Source organism: Poseidonibacter parvus (genome assembly GCF_001956695.1).
In the GTDB taxonomy this organism is placed as follows: Bacteria; Campylobacterota; Campylobacteria; order Campylobacterales; family Arcobacteraceae; genus Poseidonibacter; species Poseidonibacter parvus.
Genome location: NZ_CP019070.1, coordinates 262,571 through 284,096, shown reverse-complemented (window position 1 = coordinate 284,096; position 21,526 = coordinate 262,571). Strand labels below are relative to the sequence as shown.

Annotated in this window: 23 protein-coding genes; 3 read left to right on the top strand and 20 right to left on the bottom strand. The window is 27.0% G+C overall.

All coding sequences use genetic code 11. The features are described from left to right. Positions 1-157 precede the first annotated feature (157 nt). From LPB137_RS01430 to LPB137_RS01340, 19 genes are all read right to left on the bottom strand, one after another. Complete coding sequence (locus LPB137_RS01430; protein ID WP_076083392.1) at positions 158-2,401, bottom strand: methyl-accepting chemotaxis protein; 2,244 nt, start codon at positions 2,399-2,401, stop codon at positions 158-160. A 291-nt stretch (positions 2,402-2,692) separates the two neighbouring features. Beyond that, complete coding sequence (locus LPB137_RS01425; protein WP_076083390.1) at positions 2,693-2,944, bottom strand: TIGR03643 family protein; 252 nt, start codon at positions 2,942-2,944, stop codon at positions 2,693-2,695. Further along, on the bottom strand, positions 2,941-4,479 hold the full coding sequence (locus LPB137_RS01420; RefSeq protein ID WP_076083387.1) for an ABC1 kinase family protein: 1,539 nt from the start codon (positions 4,477-4,479) through the stop codon (positions 2,941-2,943). Before LPB137_RS01420 ends, LPB137_RS01425 begins: the two co-directional genes overlap by 4 nt. 19 nt (positions 4,480-4,498) lie before the next feature. Further along, positions 4,499-4,768, bottom strand: coding sequence for a hypothetical protein (locus LPB137_RS01415; protein WP_076083384.1), 270 nt, complete (start codon positions 4,766-4,768; stop codon positions 4,499-4,501). A 3-nt stretch (positions 4,769-4,771) separates the two neighbouring features. After that, positions 4,772-5,716: an NAD(P)-binding protein gene (locus LPB137_RS01410; RefSeq protein WP_076083381.1), complete on the bottom strand. Its 945-nt coding sequence runs from the start codon at positions 5,714-5,716 to the stop codon at positions 4,772-4,774. Positions 5,717-5,789: 73 nt separating this feature from the next. After that, positions 5,790-6,146: a sirohydrochlorin chelatase gene (locus LPB137_RS01405; protein ID WP_076083378.1), complete on the bottom strand. Its 357-nt coding sequence runs from the start codon at positions 6,144-6,146 to the stop codon at positions 5,790-5,792. Positions 6,147-6,185: 39 nt separating this feature from the next. Next, complete coding sequence (locus LPB137_RS01400; protein ID WP_076083375.1) at positions 6,186-6,728, bottom strand: DUF3833 domain-containing protein; 543 nt, start codon at positions 6,726-6,728, stop codon at positions 6,186-6,188. After that, positions 6,725-7,951 carry an SAM-dependent methyltransferase gene (locus LPB137_RS01395; RefSeq protein ID WP_076083372.1) on the bottom strand — a complete coding sequence of 409 codons (1,227 nt, stop codon included), beginning with the start codon at positions 7,949-7,951 and terminating at the stop codon, positions 6,725-6,727. Before LPB137_RS01395 ends, LPB137_RS01400 begins: the two co-directional genes overlap by 4 nt. A gap of 2 nt (positions 7,952-7,953) precedes the next feature. Continuing rightward, positions 7,954-8,694 (bottom strand): DUF1365 domain-containing protein, encoded by a 741-nt coding sequence (locus tag LPB137_RS01390; protein ID WP_076083369.1) that lies wholly within the window; start codon positions 8,692-8,694, stop codon positions 7,954-7,956. Next, positions 8,691-9,959, bottom strand: coding sequence for an NAD(P)/FAD-dependent oxidoreductase (locus LPB137_RS01385; RefSeq protein WP_076083367.1), 1,269 nt, complete (start codon positions 9,957-9,959; stop codon positions 8,691-8,693). The genes LPB137_RS01390 and LPB137_RS01385 overlap by 4 nt, the downstream gene beginning before the upstream one ends. 1 nt (position 9,960) lies before the next feature. Further along, positions 9,961-10,491, bottom strand: coding sequence for a lipocalin family protein (locus LPB137_RS01380; protein ID WP_228144677.1), 531 nt, complete (start codon positions 10,489-10,491; stop codon positions 9,961-9,963). Between the two features lie 84 nt (positions 10,492-10,575). Beyond that, on the bottom strand, positions 10,576-11,841 hold the full coding sequence (locus tag LPB137_RS01375; RefSeq protein ID WP_076083365.1) for an MFS transporter: 1,266 nt from the start codon (positions 11,839-11,841) through the stop codon (positions 10,576-10,578). Between the two features lies 1 nt (position 11,842). After that, complete coding sequence (locus LPB137_RS01370; protein ID WP_076083363.1) at positions 11,843-12,262, bottom strand: nuclear transport factor 2 family protein; 420 nt, start codon at positions 12,260-12,262, stop codon at positions 11,843-11,845. Beyond that, the gene (locus LPB137_RS01365) at positions 12,259-13,020 is read right to left on the bottom strand and encodes an SDR family NAD(P)-dependent oxidoreductase (protein ID WP_076083361.1); all 762 of its coding nucleotides are present in this window, start codon (positions 13,018-13,020) and stop codon (positions 12,259-12,261) included. Before LPB137_RS01365 ends, LPB137_RS01370 begins: the two co-directional genes overlap by 4 nt. 68 nt (positions 13,021-13,088) lie before the next feature. Continuing rightward, on the bottom strand, positions 13,089-15,278 hold the full coding sequence (locus tag LPB137_RS01360; protein WP_076083359.1) for a cache domain-containing protein: 2,190 nt from the start codon (positions 15,276-15,278) through the stop codon (positions 13,089-13,091). After that, positions 15,268-15,948 carry a response regulator transcription factor gene (locus LPB137_RS01355; protein ID WP_076083357.1) on the bottom strand — a complete coding sequence of 227 codons (681 nt, stop codon included), beginning with the start codon at positions 15,946-15,948 and terminating at the stop codon, positions 15,268-15,270. The genes LPB137_RS01360 and LPB137_RS01355 overlap by 11 nt, the downstream gene beginning before the upstream one ends. 29 nt (positions 15,949-15,977) lie before the next feature. Next, complete coding sequence (locus tag LPB137_RS01350) at positions 15,978-17,495, bottom strand: tripartite tricarboxylate transporter permease (protein WP_076083355.1); 1,518 nt, start codon at positions 17,493-17,495, stop codon at positions 15,978-15,980. After that, positions 17,492-17,980: a tripartite tricarboxylate transporter TctB family protein gene (locus LPB137_RS01345; RefSeq protein ID WP_076083353.1), complete on the bottom strand. Its 489-nt coding sequence runs from the start codon at positions 17,978-17,980 to the stop codon at positions 17,492-17,494. The genes LPB137_RS01350 and LPB137_RS01345 overlap by 4 nt, the downstream gene beginning before the upstream one ends. A 48-nt stretch (positions 17,981-18,028) precedes the next feature. Then, positions 18,029-19,000: a tripartite tricarboxylate transporter substrate binding protein gene (locus tag LPB137_RS01340; RefSeq protein WP_076083351.1), complete on the bottom strand. Its 972-nt coding sequence runs from the start codon at positions 18,998-19,000 to the stop codon at positions 18,029-18,031. 136 nt (positions 19,001-19,136) lie between these two features. On the opposite strand from LPB137_RS01340, the gene LPB137_RS01335 reads away from it, so the two are divergent. The 3 genes from LPB137_RS01335 (at position 19,137) to LPB137_RS01325 (ending at position 20,949) form a co-directional block, all read left to right on the top strand. Beyond that, positions 19,137-20,126 carry a sodium-dependent bicarbonate transport family permease gene (locus LPB137_RS01335; RefSeq protein WP_076083349.1) on the top strand — a complete coding sequence of 330 codons (990 nt, stop codon included), beginning with the start codon at positions 19,137-19,139 and terminating at the stop codon, positions 20,124-20,126. A gap of 3 nt (positions 20,127-20,129) precedes the next feature. Further along, positions 20,130-20,420, top strand: coding sequence for a P-II family nitrogen regulator (locus LPB137_RS01330; RefSeq protein ID WP_076083347.1), 291 nt, complete (start codon positions 20,130-20,132; stop codon positions 20,418-20,420). Between the two features lie 166 nt (positions 20,421-20,586). Further along, positions 20,587-20,949 carry a hypothetical protein gene (locus LPB137_RS01325; RefSeq protein WP_076083344.1) on the top strand — a complete coding sequence of 121 codons (363 nt, stop codon included), beginning with the start codon at positions 20,587-20,589 and terminating at the stop codon, positions 20,947-20,949. Between the two features lie 73 nt (positions 20,950-21,022). On the opposite strand, the gene LPB137_RS01320 is transcribed toward LPB137_RS01325, so the two are convergent. Next, positions 21,023-21,526 carry a prepilin-type N-terminal cleavage/methylation domain-containing protein gene (locus LPB137_RS01320; RefSeq protein ID WP_076083341.1) on the bottom strand — a complete coding sequence of 168 codons (504 nt, stop codon included), beginning with the start codon at positions 21,524-21,526 and terminating at the stop codon, positions 21,023-21,025.

Below are 21,526 nucleotides of genomic sequence, written 5' to 3'. Positions count from 1 at the left end.
GAAGATATTAAACTTCTAGATTTACAACCAAGCAATATAATTAAAGCTATATAATACAGGTTATTAACTTGTTTTTACAACAATTTTTTTCACATCTAATTACACAATATATTTAGCATTTTCTATGTTTGATTAACTATTACTAGATCACTATTTATCAAAAACTCTCCCATTCATCTTCTTTGTCATCTTGAGGTGTAATTGTTTTATTTGATAATGATGAACTCATAATCTTTTCTTTTTTCACTTTAATTTTTGGAGCTAAATTTATTGGTGTAGTTTTTATTTCTTTTTTTACAATTTTAATTTCATCTTTACCAATAAACTCTTTACTATTAGCATCAGATACAATCATTTTTGCAACACTATCAGTGTCTTTTGCAATTTCATTTGTTTTTGAAGCAATTGATGCATTTTGTTGTGTTTGTTGGTCTAACTGATTAATAGCATCATTTATTTGTGTAATTCCACTTTGTTGTTCTTTACTTGAATGTGAAATCTCATCAATTTTTTTAGTTGACTTTTCTATATTCTCTAATAATGAATTATAACCTTCAATCATTTTAGCACTAATCTTTTTACCTTCATCTGCTTTGATTGTAGCATTCTCAACTAAATCTTTAATCTCTTTAGCAGCTTCTGCTGATCTACTTGCAAGGTTTCTTACTTCTTGTGCAACAACAGCAAATCCTTTACCAGCTTCACCAGCTGTAGCAGCTTCAACTGCTGCATTTAGTGATAGGATATTTGTTTGGAAGGCAATTTGATCAATAATCGAGATAGCTTCATTAATTAAAGTAACTTGCTTAGTAATAGTATCCATAGAAGTACTTGTATTGGAAGCATCTTCTTGACCTTGTATAGCAGCAGAATTTAAATCTTTTGCATAGATACTCATTTGAGTAATACTTTCATTACTACTTATGATTGTACTTGTAATCTCTTCAAGTGCAGCTGCAGTCTCTTCAAGTGAAGTAGCTGCAGAATTTGAAGAATCATTTAGTATTTGTACATTCTCTATTAAAATATCAGATGAATTATCTAAAGTAAAACCTATCTCAAGAGATTTTTTTAAAAGTTCAGAGATACTTTTTCCTAAATCATTTACACCCAATGACAGCTTTTCTAAATGTGCTTTCTTTCCTACCGTTGATATTTGTTTAGTATAATTTGAAGCATAATATGATTTCATAACTTCTAAAATATCATCAATATTTTTCTCTAAGTTAACACTCATATTATTTATAATAGTCACTAGTTCATTTAATTCAGGATTTGATGAATTAGAAGTAATTTTAAGGCTGAAGTCTCCTTGTTCATACTCTTTTAAAGTTAATATCGTATTGTTTATAAGAGATCTATCCTGTTCTAGATTATTTTCTATAGATTGAATCTGTTCATTTACAATTGATCCCATTTGAGCTATTTCATCATTTCCTTTTATTTCTAATAGTTTTACTGTATCAACTTTTCTATTTAAATAATCAAAGAAACTAAATAAACTATCTCTAAATGTAGTTACACTTTTTACTATGTTATTTGCAGTAAAATAAGATATAAGTGCAATTACTATAGTAAATGCTAATCCTAAAAAAACAATCATCTTTTCTAGGAAGTAAACTTTTTCATCAACAATTTTAGCTACTTCTATAACAGTAGCTTTTAAAATAGTTTCAGTTTTATGAACAGTAGCACGCATTTTTCCTTGAAGACCTAGTTTATTATTTAGACCTATTGCTTCTTCTTCTTTAACTAAATTAAGAAAATCTTTTTTATAGGATAATAAACTATCTTTTGTATTGCTATTTATCAAAGATTCTTTTGAAAGTAAATCATCTATTTTTTTATTAAACTTATCTACATATTTAAGATTTCGTCTTAGCATAAAATCTTTTTCTTGTTTTCTTAAGTCATAAACGATAGATAAAAGTTCATAATTTCCAGATTTTTTTGTACTCTCTTGTACTTTATGAACACTTGCTCTTAAGCTACCATATAAACCTGATTTTTCATTTACTCCAATATGCTCTTGTTTTTTTACAAAAGTTTTAAAATCTTCTTTATAAGAATTAATGATTTTACTAAAATCTTTTACTTTCGCATTATTAATATTATTTTCATCTAAATTAGTAATTAGGCTATTAACATTTTTATGGAGTACTACTACATTTTTATTAAATTTATCAAGATATTTCAAATCTTTTCTAAGAATAAAATCTTTCTCATTTCTTCTTAGCATCAACATATCAGCTTTTAAGGTCTCAATATATTGTTTACCAGTTTCTAGCGATTCAATTTTTAGTGCAGAAAAATAGAAAAGTATAAGTAGTCCTAGAAGTCCAAAAATTGATATACCGGCAGATATAAAAAGTTTACCTTTTATTGTTAGATTTGAAAACATTTTAATACTCCATTTTTTTTAATAGTTTAACAAGATTATATTTATTATTTTTTGATTTATTGTTTATAAATTATCTATTTTTTTCAATTAAGAATAGATTAATTCTAATTATATTACATGATATTTTGTAATAAAAAGTTACCGTCTTACAATTTAAATGTTTCAAATTCTCTTATATTTTGAACATAGTCAGCTATTACGAGCTTTCCCTGTTCCACAAAGTGTTCAAAAAGTAAAAACTATAAAATTCCACAAACCTTAAAGGATTACGGAACAAATAAAGAAAAATTTCTACCAAGGCCCTTGAAATCTAATTGGTTTATATTCAACTTTCTTTTCATGTTTTGTTTTACGATTATGAACTCTTTTTCTCCATCTATTATATGCAGGTTTTGAAATAAGTGTTCTCATTACATTTTTAACTTGATTTTCACTAAGACCAAACTCTCTTTTAATTGCATCAAAAGTAGTTCTATCTTGCCATGCCATTTGTATTAATCTATTTTTATCGTCTTCATTTAATTCTAATTTTAATTTTTTCATTTGTATAATAACCTTGCAAATCCTAAAGCAAAAAGCCCAATCGCGACTTCTTTTGGTTCAAAACCATACAATAAATAGAACATTGAAGAAAAAATAAGTCCTAGAGATATTACATAAGATTTTATAAGTTTTCTTGTAGTGTTTGTAATATACTCTACTTGGTTATTTGATACTTCAACTTCTAAAGTCCCTTCACTAGCCTTTTTAATAACTGTTTTCAAATCTTTTACAATAAAAGGCAAGTCCTTGATCTCTTCTGTTATTGTTTGTGATATTGACTCTTTTGCACCCAATGCTTTTGGAAGATTTTTTGTAAGTATTGGTAAAATATCTTTTACACCATTAAAGTTTTCTATATATGTAGTTCCTAATCCTTCAACAATTGCACTAACTCTTAAAATATAAATAGCATCACTTGGTAACTTAAAAGGTAAATCTCTTGTGCTTTCTAATACTTCAAAAGCTAGTTTTTGCATTGATTCACTATCCAAATTATCATTTGAGAAAATATCAAACATTTTTGCAGTAAATTCCGCTAACTCTGAACTAGGAGCTTCATAAGCAATAGTTCCTAGTTTTTTACTTGCACTTATATATGTGTCATAATCTTGCTCGTTAGCAGCTTTTATAAGCTCAATAATAGCTATTCTTTTATCATTTGGTACAGTTTTAACCATTCCAAAATCTAAAAGTATTAATTGACCTTTTTTATTCACAAGTAAATTACCAGGATGAGGATCTGCATGAAAGTATCCATTGATAAGCATTTGAGTAGTATAGAAATCTACTAGGTTTGCAATAATTGCTTTAAAATCTATATTATTACCTAGAATATTTTCCTTATCATCAAATCTAAAACCTTCTTCAAAACTCATAACTAAAGCATCGTCACATGAGTGTTTTGCGTAGCCTTTTGGAAATCTTACATTTTGATCTTTATAAGTTTTTTTGAAAGTCTTTAGATTTTTCATTTCTTGATTAAGACTAACTTCTTCTACAATCATTTTTGAAAACTCTGAAATTACTGCTTCAATAGAATTTTTTGTATATGAAGAAAATAATGGTTTAAATAAAGTATTAAAAAAACTGATTATTTTAATATCTGCTAATACTTGCTCTTTTATACCTTTTCTTCTTAATTTAACTGCTACTTTTTTTCCATTTTTTAAGTACGCTTTATGTACTTGTCCAATAGATGCAGATGCAATTGGTGTATTTTCAAAACTTGTAAAAATATCTTTATCTTTAAAAGCTATGTTATAAATTTCTTCAAAATCATCTTTTTGCATAGGAGGAATTTGATCGTGTAAGTTCTTTAACTCATCTAAATAATCTTGTGAAAAAAAATCAGATCTAGTAGCTAGAACTTGTGCAAGTTTTATAAAACTAGCTCCTAATTTAACAATAGTATTTTTTAATCTTTGAGGTTTCAAAGGCTTTAAAAATAAAAAGCTATCTTTCTTTTTTATAACTAAATAAACAGTTAATAAAAATGTAAAAACCCTATAGATTCTTAATAATGAATAATATTTAATAACATATCCTTTTGTCTAATTATTTCTTTTTTAATTCTTGCTCTAATCTTTTTAAATCTTTTTTAGTAGCAAGTCCTAGTTCATTGATTATCTCTTTCATCATAGACCTTACATGTTTTTTAAGCTCTTTATGTTCTTTTTTACCTTTTTTTTCTATTTCTTTTATATGCTTTTTAAAATCACACTTTTTCATTTTTCCATCTTTTTTTAAAGCTTTTAAATCTGTTTTCATTTTTTCTTCTGCTGCTATTTTTGCACCTATTACTGTATTCATTAATTCTGTTAACATTTTCTATCCTTTTTTATAAATTGAATTTATTTCATCTGATATCTTTAAAGAGCTTTGATAGGTAGCTTCTAAATTAATACCATTGAAATAATCACCACAAATCCCGTAAGATTTTTCTTTATTTAAAATAAAATCTTTTTCAAGTTGCTCTTTTGCAAAAGCAAATTTCCAAAAATGTTCAACAACATTGAAATCTTCTTTTAAATTAATATCAAACTCTTTTGAGATTTTTTGATGAATTAATTCAAATAATTCATTCTTTTCTAAATTCATATTTTCTAAAACAAAATCTTTATTTAGATGAAATACATAACTTTCAAAATCTTCATAATCATATTTTGTTGAATTATCTATAACTTTGTAAAAAAGTTCACTTTTATTTAGGTCTTGATTTTTAATTTTTTTAGTGTTTGTATTATTTGTATAGCAAATCAAGCTAGCCATTGGAGCATATGAAATATTTTGTAATTGTTCTTTTGTATCTTCATCTAAATCAAAATCATTTTCTAAAATTTGTGTAGCAGGAATTGTAAAAACTACAAAATCGAAATCATCATATATAGTATTCGTATTATCTGTTAAAGTCCATTTTTGATTAATTAATTTTGCATTAGTTATTCTAGTATTTGTAATTAAATCTTTTTTATTAATCAAAGATGAACATAATTTGTTGATTCCGTTTGTAGGGTAGTATTTTTTATCAATATTTCTTAGAGTATTTTGTGTAACTTTTTTATCTAAGAAATCTAAAAAGTTTGCAGATTTATAATTTCTAGTATTTATAAAAGGTGTTCCATGGTCTATGAATTTATCATCAATATATTTAGTACTAAGTCTCCCACCTGTACCTCTTGATTTCTCAAATATTGTAATATCATGATTTTGTTGTTTTAGGTTTTTATAAACATTACATCCACTTAAACCTGCACCGATAATTGCTATTTTCATTTTTCCACTTTTTTGTTTTATTTTATTACTTTTAAATAAACATTAGTAGTGAAAAAATGTCAGTTTATACTATCTATTCAATATCACTTAGTATAATCTCTTCAATTCTTTTTGATTTTCCAAAATGTTCTAATAGTGTAAAGTTAATATCTTTGTACTCTTTTTTTAATCCATCGATTATTTCAGGTAAATCAATTAATACATGTTTTCCCGAATTTAAAAAGAATGGGTAAAAAGATATATCTTTTGCACCTTTTTTTATAAACTCTAATGCAGTCTCTTCAATACTTGGGCTTGCTAATTCCAAAAAAGCTGCTTTTTTCAATTCATAAGTTTTAACATTCTTTGAAATATTTTCAACTAAGGCTTTAAACTCATTATTTGATTTGTCTTTTTTGCTTCCATGTGCTATAAATATTATTGCTTTCATTTTAATACCCTTCTATTCTTATTTGATACTTTAGTATTTTTAATCTTTGATGATGGTAATAACTAGCTCACCAACAGTAAAGCCAAACTTTTTCATTTTTGAGTGATTTATTATTACTCCATCATCTTGTAAGTGAAGCCAATCTTTTACAGAGATATTAATAGTACTGTCATTATAAGGTACTTCCATAACATAATCAATCATTACAGTATTTCCATTAGCAATCATTTTTGCAGTTCCAATTATATCTCCTGCTGTTGCATCAAAAGTTTTTTTGCCTGTTGGTTTTAATTTCCAAACTCTAGTTAGTTTTTCTCCATCATCATATACAAATTTTTCATCTAAAGTACCAATGCCATTTTCATCCCAAGAACCTTCAAGTTCACCTTTGAAAGTTCTGATAATTTTTCCACTTCTGTCTTTTACTAAACCATAAGCTCGTAATTTACCTTTGAAATATTCTTGTGGAATAAATTCAGGGCTTTTATTTGTAAAGTCTTCTATTTGCATTTTTGAACATCCTATGAATATTATAAAAATAATACTTGTAATAATAGTTAATGAAAGAAATTTTAGTTTCATGCAACTAAACCTTGATTTAATGCAACGTTTTGATATCTTGTAAAAGCAACTTGAACAAGATTAATATTTCTTGTTAAGAATCCAGCTTCACAATAACAAAGATACATTTTCCACATTCTAATAAAGTACTCATCAAAACCTAAGTTTTTTACTTCTTCTAATTTTTGGTTAAAGTTCTCATGCCAAACATTTAAAGTTTTTGCATAATGTTCTGTGTATTCTTCCATATGAAGAAGGTTTAATTTTGTATTTTTACTTGTAACATCTAGTATTTTTCCAACACTTGGAAGATGACCACCTGGGAAAATATACTTTTGAATAAAATCAGTTCCCTTACAGTATGAAGAGTATCTTTGATCAGGCATTGTAATAATTTGCATCACTAAAATTCCATGAGGATTTAATAGCTCTTCACATTTTTTAAAGAACACATCAAAATACTCACGCCCCACTGCTTCGAACATTTCAACTGCAATTACTGCATCAAACTGCCCTTGCATATCTCTATAATCTTTTAATATTACATCTACAGACTCTTCAATATTATGCTCTTTGAATCTACCTTCACATAGCTTTTTTTGCTCTTTTGAAAGTGTTAAAGTTGTAACTTCACAACCATACTCTTTTACTAAATGCATAGCCATAGCACCCCAACCTGAACCAATTTCTAATACTTTTGAGCCTTTTTTAAGATTTAATTTCTTTGCTAAAATATCAATTTTTCTTTTTTGTGCTTCAAAAAGTGGTTCATCTGGCTTTTCAAAAACAGCTGATGAGTACATCATTGTATCATCTAAAAATAGTTCAAAGAATTGATTTGATAAATCATAATGCTCTTGAATATTTTTAGCAGACCTAGTTTTAGAGTTCTTTCTTAATGAATGCTTTATTTTATTCATAACTGGGAATAAATTATGAAGTGAGAATTTCTTTGCATCTTCACTTTTAGTTTCAAGTGATTCAGAATTAATAATACCTATTTTGATTAATGCAGTTAAATCATCACATTCAAAATCTTTATCCATATAAGATTCAGCAAAACCAATATCTCCAAATAATGTCAATCGTCTAAACAAATCTGCATTATTTAAAACAAGTTTTGCTTTTGGTTCTTGGTTATTACCATATATTTTTGTACTACCATCACTGTAAACTACTTCTAAAGTTCCTTGAGTGATTTTTGATAAATACTTATCCCCTAGTTTATTCCATAAAGTCTTCATTATTATGCCCTCCTTACTTGGTCTTGTGCTGTTGGCTTATTAAATTTTAAGCCTTTTAATTTAAGTTTTAAACTTTGCCATAACGTTCTAGTAACTACCCATACAGTTAAAAGTGTATGAGAGAAAAATAGTGACAGAACATTTACTTCATTAAAAACTCTTGATTTTCCTACAAATGTTGAATTCAACATTTTTTTATCATTTTCAAAAAGATTTATGCCTAATGAAAACTGATTTGCTTCATATATTAATGAAAACTCATATCTTCCATCTCTTTGGAAAAAAGGAGATACATACATATCTTTAAGCCCTACACCTTTAAAATGTTTATTATCTTTTGATTCTAATTTTACTGGATAAATAACCCTTCCACCATTATAATTATGAACCTCAGCAATCATGTGTGTTGGTGTATCTTTTTCAAAAAGAATAAGCACACTAATAGGATTAAAAACATATCCTAAAATACTAGGTAGTGTTATAAATCTCATTTTTTGTGTAGCTTCAATAGAGTATTTATTTAGTATCTCTTTTATATTTACTCTAAAATCATCACTTGCACCAAAGTGATCTTTTGTGTTAAAAGAAAAAAGATTAAAGCTATTTTTTGAGAAATATTTATTATCAAGTTTTTCGTAAGCATTCATATCAATATCAAGCATAAAGAACTTATATTTAAACTCATGTTTTTTTGGACTTACTCTTTTATGATAAATTATTCCTTCTTGAAACTTGTGACTCATAACTCACATCCAAACTCTTGGGCAATTGTATTAGCAGAATACAAACCATCTTCATGGAATCCATATCTCCAATATGCTCCTGCAAAATATGTATTGTTTTTACCGTTTATTACATTTCTTTTACTTTGAGCATCAATTGCTTTTACATCAAATTGTGGATGTTCGTATGATATTTCTTCTATAACCTTATCAATTTTTTGTGTCTCATTTAATGATACAAAATACTCTTTTTCTGATTTTAAATTTTGTAATCTATTTATCCAATAAGATAGTGTTACATTTTCATCTGTTTTATTATCATCTTTCTCATTTGTTTTATAATTCCAAGCTGCATATACATCTTTATTTGGGTACAAAGCTTTTGTATCATTATGTAAAAGTGCTTTGTTTTCTTTATATTCAAAACATGAAAGAATATTTAACTCATCAATTGTCGGTTCATCAATTAACTTTAAAGCATCAGGTGCATGCATTGCGAAAATCACTTTGTCATAAACTGATCTGCTATTATCTTCGTGAACAAGTACTACTTCATCATCTTCTCTTTCAACTGATATTACATCACTATTTTTTATAATTTTTCCAGAGATAAATTCTGAAATTTTATTTACATAGTTGATTGAACCACCACTTACTGTTAACCACTGATGTTGTGTATCAACACCTAAAAGTCCATGGTTTTTAAAAAAATGTAAAAAAGTTCTTGCAGGAAATTCATTCATTTTTTCACTAGGAGTTGACCAAATAGAAGCACCCATTGGAATAATATATCTTTGTTTAAAAAAGTAAGAGTAATCTTTTAAATACTCTCCTAAAGTTAAATCTAAATCAGCATGATCTGTATCTAAATCATTATTAGCTTTTTTATTGAATTTTAAAATATCACTTATCATTTTCAAGTGTGAGTATGAAAAAAGGTTTTTCTTTTGAAAAAACATTCCTCTTAATGATTCACCATTATAAGCTAGGTTAGTTTTTTTATTCCAAAAGGCAAAACTCATATCGCTGTTTTCAATTTTTACATCAAGCTCTTTAAAAAGTTTTGTAAGTAATGGATATGTTTCATGATTAAAAACTAAAAAACCTGTATCAACTCCAAAAGTCTTACCATTTTCACTAACTTGTGTAGTTCTTGCATGACCTCCAAGTCTATTCTCTTTTTCATATAAATCTACATCATGTTTTCTACTTAATAAATATGCGCTTCCTAAACCACTAATACCAGCACCTAGTACTGCAATTTTTAATCTTTTTTCATTTTTCATTTTAGTCTTCTTTCTTTTTATGTGGAGTGTAAATTAATTTTGAGGTATCCATGTGTTTATCTAAAGAAGCCACAATATTGTCAAGTTTTTCTTTTTTCATAAAAGGTTTTCTATTTATTATCCATAGAGTTTTCATATCTATATCAGATACAACTGCCCATTCGTAGTTTTCATCTAAATTTATTATTCTATATTCTTTTGTAAAAACCCAAAAATATGTCATATCAATTTCTGACATATCTTTTCCATTGCTAGGTTTTGCAGTACCATTATATTCTATGATTTTCCCATCAAAGGTATTTTTAAAGCATTTATTAATTATTTCATATTTTAAAGGTTCTACATGTTTATACTCAACTGTTGAACCTACACAGTCTTTTTCAAAATCATTATATGTTCTTGCAATTTCGTACCATAAGCCACTGAATTGTTTAGCATTTAAATAGTTTACAGGCGCAGGTGCTTTTGCAAGAACATAAGGAGTTTGAGTTATAACCATGGTAATAAAAAAAGATATAATATTTAATTTCATCTCAAACTCCTTATAATGACATTCTATATTTTTATAAGGTTTTTTTGTAGTAAAAAAATGTTTCTTTATAAAGAAACCTGCTTTTTATTGTTGAATATCTTTGTATTTATTAATAAAGTAAATGGCTGCAAGTTTAAAGAAAACTGGAACTAAACCATAAAGTAAAGACAATATCAGTAATGAAGTACTACTAGGACTACTTGCTTCAAAGTCAAAAATACCAAGTATTACAAAACCTAAAGCAACTGCAAGAGCAAGAGTTAACTTTGTAATCATTGTCCAAATACCAAAAAGTAAACCTGAGATATTAAAAGATAACATTTTTGTTTTTTGAACTAAATCACTTTGTATAGATGTAGGCATTGCCATATCAGCACCTAAACAAAGTCCTGTAATTATACTAATGATTATAAAAGCAGTCAAATCACCCTCTTGTAAAAAAGGCACAAAAATAAAAGCACTTGAAGCTAATAAAATAGAAGATATCCATGTTTTTTTCTTGCCAATTTTACTTGAAAGTTTATACCAAAAAGGTAAGGCTACAATACCTGCAAAGAAATATAAAATCAAAACCATTCCACTTGAGTCTTTTTCCTTTATAACAAGTTCTATAAAAAGTAAAAAAAGTGTTGCAGGTAAAGCATTTGCAAGATTATTAAGAAAGTAACCTACTTGTAAAAGCTTTATATCTGGTATTTTTTTGTAAACACTTTTAATATTTTTAAAAGAAAAATCACTACTTTGTATATCTGCATTAATTTTTATTTTATTCATTGTAATTAAAAATAAAGGCAAGAATAAAAACAAAAAAGTAAAATATAGTAAATTTAGAGTTTCATTTGGGTTTTGAGCTACCTTGTAAACGTAAGGAACAAGCAAAGCAATTAATACTCCAATAATAGTAAAAAGTTCGCGAGAGCTATTTAAAATAGTTTTTTCTTCATATATTTGGCTTATCTCACTACTCCATGTAAGATAGGGAATATTTATCATACTCCATCCTATATAAATCAAAACAGAAAAACAAAAAAGCCAAAGTTCAGGATATTGTAAATTTGGATTAATAAGTGCGTAAAAACTCAGTATCAAAATAAAAGAACCTAAAATCATAACAGGTTTTCTGCTAGAGAATTTCTTTACACTCTCATCACTTAAAAGTCCAAAAAAAGGATCTGTAAAAACATCTGTAAGTCTTGCAATAAAAAGAATCAAACCTACAATACTTACATTTATACCTACATCACTTACGTAAAAAGTTGGTAAATAAATATATAAAGGTAAGCCTACAATTGCTAAAGGTATAGCTATTAAACTATAATAGATTACAGTCTTTTTATCAAGAGTTTTCATCTTAGCTTTTGATTTTTCTTTTTACTAATTTGATGAAAAAAGAAAGAATGGGAATTTTTTCATATAAGTTTTCTGAACTATCCCAATAATCAACATGAGAGATAACCTTTTGATTTTCATTAAACTCAACCCTTGAAACTCCTTCAAAAGAATTAAGTAAAGAATCGTTTTTAAAATTAAACTCAAAAATCCATCTTAAGTATGAGATATCACCTTGTTCTACTATTTCAATTACTTTAAATCTTGGGTTATCAAGCTTTATATACATATCTTGAAAAATATCGTATATTTTATCTAAGCCCTTAACCTCATTAAAAGGGTCCTTGAACTTTGCATTAATATCAAATACATTTTCATACTCTTTTATTGGTGTTTCTTTTGTAATGTTTTCAAAGAATAAAGCGTAATCTTGTGTTTTCATGGAAGCATCTTTTTTGTTAAATATAGTGAGACTTTATATGGTAATATTCTTAATATTCTTAAAAATAAAGAAAGAATATAAGGAAACCTAATCTCAAAAGAGTCTGGATTTTCAATTCCTTCTAAAATCTTTTGTGCTGCATATTTTGGCTGCATTAATTGTGGCATTTCAAATTTATTTTTATCTGTAAGTCTTGTTTTTACAAAACCATGATTTATGATTTGAAGTTTTATATTTAAAGGGTCTAATTCTGGTTGTAAAGATTGTGCAAGATTTACTAAAGCTGCTTTTGGAGCTGAATATCCACCCCCTTGAGGTAAACCAAAATAAGAAGAGATACTAGAGTTCCAAACCCAATGACCTTTTTTACTCTCTTTAAAATATGGAAGTAATTCGTTCATTAATCTTATAATTCCAAGATAGTTAACTTCATTCATTTGCTCAAATTTTTCACTATCCCAAGTATCAATAGTCATAACTTCATAGGCACCTGCATTATAAAACCAGATATCTAAACCATCAAAAGCATTCCAAGCTTGTTTAACACTACTTACAATATTTTGCTTATTAGATACATCAAGGTCTACTAGTGCTAAATCTTGCGAGAAAACATCTTTTAGTGCTAATAATGACTCGTTTGTACTAGCACTTCTAGAGGATACAACTACTTGATAATTAGCATTTAAACACAAGTTTACTAGTTTTAAGCCAATACCACTACTTCCACCTACAATCCAGATTCGCTTTTTAGCTTTCATGATAAAGCCTTTTTTGTTATATAATAATCTAATTAGATATTTTTAGTAGTATTTAAATGTTAGTTTATCTATACTTTAATAGAAAATACCGCTCCATCATTTAAGTTTTCAACTTTTATAACTCCATTCATTTTCTCTTCAATAATTAATTTTGTCATATAAAGCCCAATTCCTGTTCCATATTCATATTTAGTTGTAAAATATGGATCAAATATTTTATCCATAATTGAAGCATCAATTCCACCTGCATTATCTTCAATAAATAATATAATTTCATCATCAATTTCTTTTACATATACTTTTATTTTTGCATTTTTTATTTTTTGATCAACTAAAATATCTTTTGCATTTGAAATAATATTAACTATTGCTTGTAAATATTCATTTTTATATCCATAAATCTTGTATTTTTTATCACATTGAATTTGAATATCGATTTTATGATGTTCTAAAGTTGATTTTAAAATCTTTATTGCTCTAAAAACTGCATCTTGGATTAGAAACTCTTCTTTTTTGGAAGTTGGATTAAAGAAGTTTCTAAAATCATCAATAGTTTTAGACATATATTCAAGTAGATCATTTGCATCATCAACTCTTTGAGATAAGTATTTTTTATCTAATTCTTTATAATCATAAGCTGATTCTATGTCAAAAAACAAACCTGAAATTTGTGATAAAGGCTGTCTCCATTGATGTGCAATATTTCCTATCATTTCACCCATTGCTGCCATTTTTGATTTTTGAATTAATATATTTTGCTGTTTTAGTTTTTCTTCTTTTAAAAGAGTTCTTTCTGTTATATCTCGTAAAGATGCAAAAAGTAGATTTTGATTTTCGTATGAATATACAATTATATTTAATTCAATAGTTCTAATTTCTTTGTTTTTTCTTACTAGTTTAACTGTTTTGGATAAAGACTTAGATTTTTTAGTTTCTTCTAAATCTAGATTATTAAAAAGGTCAAAAAACTCTTGTTCTAAAATTTCACTAGATTCATACCCTGTTATTTTTAGTGCAGTTTTATTAAGACTTAAAATAAGTGTTTTATCTTCTTTCATTTGTGAAATTATAAAACCATCATTACTATAATTAAAAAGAAGTGCATATTTTTCTTCGTTTTGTTTTACTGTTTGTCTATATTGTATGAAAAGTTTCTCTATTTTTCTTGTAAACCCAAGTGAGAACATAAAAAATATTACAGTCATTATTAAAATAATGATTGCTAATTTTAATATTTTACTAGATAGGTTATCAATTGAAGTAGCTCTTTCTTTTTTTATAATATTATTGATTTGAGTTAAATCAACTCCAATTCCTATAAAATAACGTAAGTTTGTAACAAAAGTTCCATAAAGGAGTTTCCTTTTATTATCAAAATAAATATAATCATTTCCTTTATAGTTTGTTTCTATTAGTAAATCTTCCATAGCTTTAAGCTCAACTTTACTTGAAATAATATGTTTTTGTGTTAATAAATCACTTTTACTAGCAATGTTATTTAAACTATTTATTTTATATATTAAAACAAACTCTTCAGTATTATAGTTTTGATTAAATATCTTTTTTGATATTCTCTTTTTTAATTTATTTTTTTCTACTTCAAGGAAACTACCTGAACCAATTATAATTCCTAACTCTTTTAAATGTCTTGTATATGTAATCTTTTTTGCTGTGATATTACTATTTGGTTTATACCAAAAATATTCAATAAAGTTTTGTTTATCTTTATTTGAATCAATCATTTTATTTATAAACTTTAAACCATTTATATCCTCAAAATCTAAAAAAACTTCATTTTCATCACTATTATTTTCACTATTCAAAATCAATCTACCACTTGTATTTAAAATAAAATAGTTAATATCACTTTGTTTTTTTGAGATTTGCTTTATCGAATTTTTTATAAAATTTATTTGTTCATCTTTTGATAAGTTTTTAGTTTTCTCATATAAAGAGTAAGCTAAATTATAAGCAATTATAGATTGTTTCTCTATTCTTTCTTTTTTAGAATTTAAAATTGCTTCTTCTTCAAACTTCATATCACTAACTAAGTTTTCTACAGCTGTTTTAATATAAAATTTTTCTCTTTCAATTAAAGTGGTTTTAAAATTTTCTATATGAGTTTTAAAGTTATTGTATTCTGTTTTAATAAGTGTTGCACCAATTACAGTTGCAACAATAATGATAATAATTGTGGAGCTAAGTAGTGTAGTTTTCTTTACACCTTGTTCAATTTTTCTTTGGTAATTAACTTTCAAGTTTTAATTTATATCCCATATTTGAAATGTTTTTAATACAATTTACTGGTATCTTTTTTCTCAAAAATCCAATCGTAGTTCTTAATGAGTTTAAACTCATATACTCTTCTTCCCAGACATATTGTTCTATTTCTTCATAGCTTACAACTCTGTTTTTATTTAAGCATAATAGCTTTAAAAATAGTAGCTCTTTTTTATTTAATTCTATAACCTTTTCTTCAAAATAAAAAACAGACGTTTGAGTATTAAAATAGAAATCTTCTGTAATTTCTATTTTAGAATTTTTGTTTTTTTCTAAATCATCAACTGCTTTTGTAAGTGCTGGGATTAAGTTTCTACTTGTAAGTGGTTTAATTATGTATTTTTCTAAATGTAATTCAATTGCTTCTAATAAATATTCTTTATCACTAAAAGCTGTTGAAATAATTATTTTAGTTGTATTATCATTTTGCCTGATTTGTTTTGCAAGTGTGATACCATCCATCTCAGGCATTTGTATATCTGTTAGAATGATATCAGGATTGTGTTTTTTATATAAAGATAGTCCTTCAAGACCATCTGCTGCTTCATAAAGTTCATTAAACATACGTTTTAAAAACCTTGAGTTGATTGTTCTTACAGCTTCATCATCTTCAAGATATAAAATTGTATATTTTTTAAATTTTTCCATGAATACCTCTTTTAAGGTAAAAAGAAAGCTTACGCCTTTTTACCTTTTTTAATTCTAGCAAAATATTCACTAACTAGTGGTAAGAATAATAATACAATTGTTAATATTAAAATACTTAATGTAATTGGTCTTTCCCAAAGAAAAGCTAAAGAACCATCACTAATTGTAAGTGCTCGTCTAAGATTACTTTCCATCATTCCACCTAAAATAAATCCTAAAATCATAGGAGCCATTGGGAAATCAACTATTCTTAAAAACAATGCAACAACTGCAAAACCTGTCATCATATAAATATCAAAGTTGTTAAATGTAACTAAGTAAACTCCAATTAATGAGAAAAAGATAATCAATGGTAATAACAATTGTTTTGGAATTGTTAATAGTTTTGCAATATAGGGAATTAATGGTAAATTTAAAACTAATAATACAAGGTTACCAATATACATTGAAATAATTACAGACCAAAATAGTGCTGGATTATCTACATACATAGTTGGTCCTGGTTGAATTCCATAAGAAATTAATGCACCTAAAATAATAGCAGTAGTACCAGAACCTGGGATTCCAAGTGTTAATAAAGGTACAAATGAACCTGAACAAGCTGCATTATTTGCACTTTCAGGAGCTGCTAAACCTTTTACATTTCCTTTTCCAAAAGTAAGCTTATCTTTTACATTTGCAATACTTCTCTCCATTCCATATGCTAAAAATGAAGCAATAGTTGCCCCTGCACCTGGAAGTACTCCAACAAAGAAACCAAGAACAGATGACCTTCCAACAGTTGGAGCCATCTCTTTTACTTCTTCTTTTGTAATTTTTAATGAACCAATATCTTTTTTAAGAGCATCTACTTCTTCTTTTGTTTGCTTATGATTTTCTAAAATATTCATCATAGCTTCAGATAAAGCAAAAGCTGCCATTGCTAGAAGTAAAAATGAAATTCCATCAATTAAATCTAATCTTCCAAAAGTAAATCTTGCAATTCCTGAATCAGAATCTGTTCCAACAGTTGCTAACATTAGTCCAAAAATAGTCATAATAGCTGCTTTTAAAAACTTTCCTTTTCCAGCAAAAGCTGCAACTGCTGTTAACCCTAGAACCATTAAAGCAAAATAATCAGATGACTGAAAACTCAAACTTACATTTGCAAGTGCTGGTGCTGCAAAAAGTAAAAATACTGCTGCAATTGTTCCACCTGTAAATGATGAATATGCAGCAATTGCTAAAGCTTTTCCAGCCTGACCATTTTTCGCCATTGGATAACCATCAAAAGAACTAGCAACAGTTCCTGCAACTCCAGGAGCATTAATTAAAATTGAAGATGTAGAACCTCCAAAAATTGCACCATAATAAACACCTGCAATTAGAATTAAACCAGAAGAAGGCTCCATTCCATATGTAATTGGAATCATTAATGCAATTGCAGAAATTGGTCCAAGTCCAGGAAGCATTCCAATAAAAGTTCCAGCAAAACAACCTACTGCAACCATTAAAATATTATACATAGAAAATGCAGTAACAACACCTGCTAATATACCATCCATCATGATTGTTCTCCTAAGAAATATTCATATAACATTCCAGGGTCTATATAAACACCTAAAACATTATTTAGCAATAGGTAAAATCCTATTGAAACACCGCATGAAATTAGTAATATTCTTTTTATATTTTTCTCTTTTAATAGTAAAAAACCTATTAGTAAAAAAATTATAGTCGAGATAATGAATCCTAATGTTCTAATTGTAAACCCATAAAAAATCATCGCAATAACGAAATATAATGTAGTTTTAAAATCTAATGTTTTTAAATACTTCAATGTTAAAAAATCATTATCATCTTTTTTTATAAGAGAAAATATAAGAATCATAAGTGAAACTATTATTCCAGCTAATCCTATATAAAAAGGAAAAGTAGAAGCTGTCATTACTTCAAACTGACTACCTGGCATTTTCTTAATACTAAATACATTAAAAAAATAAAAGCTTGAAAAAACTAAAAAAAATATTGAACCTATTGTATTTTTTGTCATATTATTAACCTTTAATAATAAGAAGAGGAAAACCCTCTTCTCTTTATCCTATAAGAATCCCATTTCTTTCATTAAAGAACCAATTACTTCTTCTTGTTTTTCTAGGAAAGATTTAAATTCTGTTGTTGGTTGATATAAGTTTGCCCAACCATTTCTTTTTCTAACAACTTCCCACTGAGGTGTGTCATACATTTTTCCAATCACATCAGCAAATGCTTGTGTTTTTTCTTCAGAAAGGTTTGGAGCTCCAAAGAAACCTCTCCAGTTTGCAAAAAATGCATCTGCACCCATGCTTTTGAAACTTGGAATTCCTTCAATATTTTCATTTGAAGTTACACCAATGATTCTTAATTCACCTTTTTTATGCTTTTCTAATACTTCACCAAAACCTGTTGATAAAACATCTACTTCACCAGTTAATAAACCAGCAAGTGCTTTTCCACCTGCATCATAAGGTACATATCTTACAGATGTTGGATTTCCACCAGCAGCTTTAAAAATTTGAGCAGCAACTAAATGATCCATAGAACCTCTTGAACTTCCACCTGCAACTTTTACATTTCTAGGACTTTTATCAAAAGCAGCTTTTACATCAGCCCATGATTGGTATTTAGAATCATTTTTAACAACTAAAACTCCATAATCAGCAACAACTGAAGAAACTAAAGTTAAGTCTCTAAAAGACTGAGGAAAAACACCTTGAAGCGATCTAATTACAATTGGAGTTGAATTTACCATTAATGTGTTTTGTTGTTTTTTAGCAGTTTCAATTAAGTATGCAATGGCTTTACCACCACCTCCACCTGACATATTTTCAAATGATGTTTCTTGAACAAGATTTGATTTCTTTAAAGCTTCACCAACACCTCTAGCAGTTCCATCCCAACCACCACCAGCTCCTCCAGGAATTAGGAAGTGAACTTTATCAACACTTGATGCAACAGAAGATGTAGCAAGTCCTGCAACTAAACATCCTGCAAATGCAAGATTCTTGTAAACTTTTGTAATCGAATTTTTCATAATTTAGCCTTTTATTTTTTATATAAAAGCAGTATAAAGGAAAAAAATGTAAGAAAAATAAAATCACAAATTTATAAGCTAATAAAAATAAAAAAAAAGTATAATCGCTTTTAATATTTCAATTAGGAAACAAATTATGAACTTAGACTTAATATTACAAAATATTTTAAACCCTCCTATTTTATTCTTTTTTCTTGGAATGCTAGCAGTATTTTTCAAATCAGAACTATCGATTCCGCAGCCTTTACCAAAGCTATTTTCTCTTTATTTATTAATAGCAATTGGACTTCATGGTGGATATGAACTTTCAAAAAGTGGTATAGATATTTATATTTTTAAATCACTTGGCTTAGCTGTATTTATGGCAACACTTGTACCAATTTATAGTTATTTTATCTTGCGTATAAAACTCGATACCTATAATGCAGTTGCAGTTGCTGCCACATTTGGTTCTATTAGTGCAGTTACATTTATTACTGGAATTACTTATCTTCAAACAATTGGAGTTGAGTATGGGGGATATATGGTTGCAGCTATGACGCTTATGGAATCACCTGCAATTATCATTGGTTTAGTTTTTGCAACATTATTTGCAAAAGACAAAAATGACAAAGATAATAAAGAAAAAACAGGTACAAATTGGGGTGAAATTTTAAGAGAAGCATTTTTAAACCCTTCTGTTTATTTACTTGTAGGTGCTTTAATTATTGGAATTTTAACTGGTCAAAAAGGTTGGGATTCAATGGAACCATTATTTGGTACATTATTTAAAGGAATGCTTGCATTCTTTTTATTAGATATGGGAATAGTAGCTGCTAAAAGAATTTATGAACTAAAAAAATTAGGACTATTCTTAATTATATTTGCAATAGCAATGCCAATTTTTAATGCCTCACTTTCAATGGCATTAGCTTACTTTTTTGAATTATCAAAAGGTGATGCATTTTTACTTGCACTTCTAAGCGGTAGTGCCTCTTATATTGCAGTTCCTGCAGCTATGAGATTATCAGTTCCAGAAGCTAATCCAGGTATTTATTTACCACTTAGCTTAGCAATCACTTTCCCTTTTAATATATCATTAGGGATACCATTATATTACTATTTAATAAATTTACTTTGGGGGTAAACTATGAAAAGCATGAAAAAAATCGAAATGATAATAGAATCAATTTATTTAAATAAAGTACTAGATTTATTTAAAGAAAAAGATATTACGGGATATACAATCATCAAAGATATAGAAGGATCAGGTGGTCATGGAATAAAAATGGCTGATCAGTTTAGTGATATACAAAGTAATAACTATATTTTTACAGTATGTGATAGCTCAAAATTTGAAGAGATAAAAGAAGAAATAAGAGCCTTTACTAAAAGATACGGTGGGAAATGTATCGTTAGTGATGCCATGATGTTACTATAAATCTTTTTAAACTAATTCTTATAATTTGAATCATAGAACTATTAGTTCATGATTCAACACTACACAAACAATAAACGAACTCTTTACGCAAGATACACATAAAAAATCTATAATACACTTATCAAACAAACGAAAATAAAAAATTAATATTTAAAAGGATTTTAAAATGAAAAAATTATCAACAACTATTATAGGATTAAGTTTATTAGCCGGAAGTGCATTATCAGCACAAGATACATTTGCAAGTTTTTACCCAGTTGAGAACGATGACACTCCAAGTTATCTTTCTTCAGTTCAAGATGATTCAAAAGCTTATCAAACTTTAGCAGTAGCAACTAGTGATAACAAAGTATTTGCATCTTTTTATCCACTAGAAAATAGTGATACACCAGATTATTTAAGTTTTAACAATACGCAAACATCAGCAGCAAGTACTAATATTTTAGCAGCATCTGCTATTAGTCATTGTACACTAGCTTCATTCTATCCAGAAGAAGATACTGATACTAGACTTCATACTTCTTGTTAATAATTTAACAAGAAACCCCTCTCCTTAATAAAAAAAGCCAACAATTCTTTTGTTGGCTTTTTTTTACTTGATTTTACAAGAATTCATAAGCACTAAAAATCAACCTATCTCTATTTTTCTGCTTAATTACAATCGTATAGTTTGTATCATTAGATACTACTTCAAAATACTCTATATCTTCCAAGAGAATATCTATAAAAGCATTATCATAAAATTCAATTGGAGTATCTTGAAATAAAAACTTATCTTTACTTTCCATTCTAATTAGTTTATCATTTGAAGAAATAAGATATGTTACATAAGTATAAAAAGGATTATGATATGTATTTGAAGTTTTAAAAGTAATTTGTGTATTCTTATCATTATCTATTTTAAATGTAATCTTAGTTGTTTTTTCAAGAATATCTTCAAGAAAGATATTACTTAATTGATTTGTTGATTTAATGTCAATTTCTTTTGTTTTAAATTGTGTATTTGAAAGCTTCGTTTGATCAAGAACTTTATATAAGAACAATAATAGAATCATAAAAATTGTAATAGATATTACTACCTCAAGTAGTGTAAAAGCTCTTTTCAT